The following is a 1,593-nucleotide window of genomic DNA, read 5'->3' as shown; positions in this document are numbered from 1 at the left end:
TTAATCTGGCTCAAAAAGTTATCTGGGGTGCGTTCTTCGGTACTGATTTGCTGTAATGCTTGCTCCCATTTTTCTGTCATCTCTGGGCTAGTTAACAAGGGTTCGAGTTCAACCGCTTTACATAAAGTAATCCCCGCTTCACTGACGTGGAGCTTGTTCTTTTCAGTAACTAAATAGCCGCGCTTCTTTAACACTTCCAGCACATTTGCCCGGGTTGCGCTCGTTCCAATGCCTTGCACATCTTTAAGAATCGCCTGGGCTTCTTCATCATCAAGTGTTTTACCGGCCGTCTTCATTGCCGTAATTAAGGTACCTTCGGTAAAGGGCACCGGTGGTGTCGTTTCTTTTTGCGGTGTTTGCAGATTCGCTTGAACTTGGTCGCCTTGGTGAACGATCGGTAGGGTGGCTGCCTCTTGCTGGTCGGTTTTGTGATCATCAAATAAAGCTTGCCAACCTTGCTTAGTTGGGACCTTACCGGTTGCTTTAAAATTGGCGTCACCAACTTGGGTGATAATGGTGGTTTCTTCGTACTCGTACGGATCAGCAAACATCGCTAACGTCGTCCTTAAAACCAGGTCATAGACTTGTTGCTGTAATTTAGATAAGCTGGCTAGTTTCTCTTTAGTCGGCACAACTTTAGTCATGATAATGGCGTAATGCTCTTCAACCTTTTTCCCATTGACGTAACGTTTATTTGGGGTGGTATTGGTTAAAGCGACTTGCTTAGAGACTAAACCCAGATACTTCGTCAGATTAGCCACTAAGTACTCAAATTCTTCATCAGTGATATAAGCACAATCGGTGCGGGGATAACTCAACAACTTGGCTTCATATAAACTTTGAATGGCTGCTAAGGTTTGGCTGGCGCTGGCGTGATAACGTTTATTCATGGCACTTTGCAGACTGGATAGTGAGAATAGTTGGGGACTAGCACGCTTTTTAGCCTGTTTTTGGACGTCCTTGATTAAACCGCCCTGTGAGCCTTTCTGAACGTGTTTAGCTTGCATGAATGTCATTATCCCTGTTTCGTCTTTAAATCGCTGATAGGGGTCTAATTTTGCGACGAATTTTTGCTGATTAGCTAAAATTTCCGCATTTAGTTCAAAATAGGGTTCCGGCTTAAAGTTTTTGATTGCCTGGTCTCTTCGATAAACCATATACAAGGTTGGCGTCTGCACGCGACCAATTGAGTACACCCCGCGCACCCCTTTTTGTCTTAACAACAAAGTATATAAAGGACTGCCATTCATACCAATTAACCAGTCACTAATTTGACGGGTTTGGGCTTCTTTATAAGCCAAATAGTCTTTGTGCCAATCACCAAGATTTTTAAAGCCGGTAATAATCGCGTCTTTTTCTAGGCTATTCAACCAAAGGCGCTTAATCGTTTTCGACTTAACATCAATATGCGCTTGGTTCATGATCGACCACGCGATATTTGACCCTTCTCGACCACTATCGGTGGCCACAATAATGGTATCGGCTTTCGTTAACAGGTCTTTAACGACCTTGAATTGGGCTTTTTTACTAGCTGACACTTCAAACTTGTATTTATCGGGGAAAATCGGTAAATTAGATAAGGCCCATTGCTGG

Annotated in this window: 1 protein-coding gene; it reads right to left on the bottom strand. The window is 43.5% G+C overall.

All coding sequences use genetic code 11. From position 1 onward, the window contains the following. A partial coding sequence (gene topB, locus IV64_RS12565) for a DNA topoisomerase III (RefSeq protein WP_057707575.1) occupies window positions 1-1,593 on the bottom strand: 1,593 nt, incomplete at both ends.

The organism is Lactiplantibacillus xiangfangensis (assembly GCF_001438845.1).
GTDB classification, from domain to species: domain Bacteria; phylum Bacillota; class Bacilli; order Lactobacillales; family Lactobacillaceae; genus Lactiplantibacillus; species Lactiplantibacillus xiangfangensis.
This window is presented reverse-complemented; position numbering and strand designations above follow the sequence as displayed.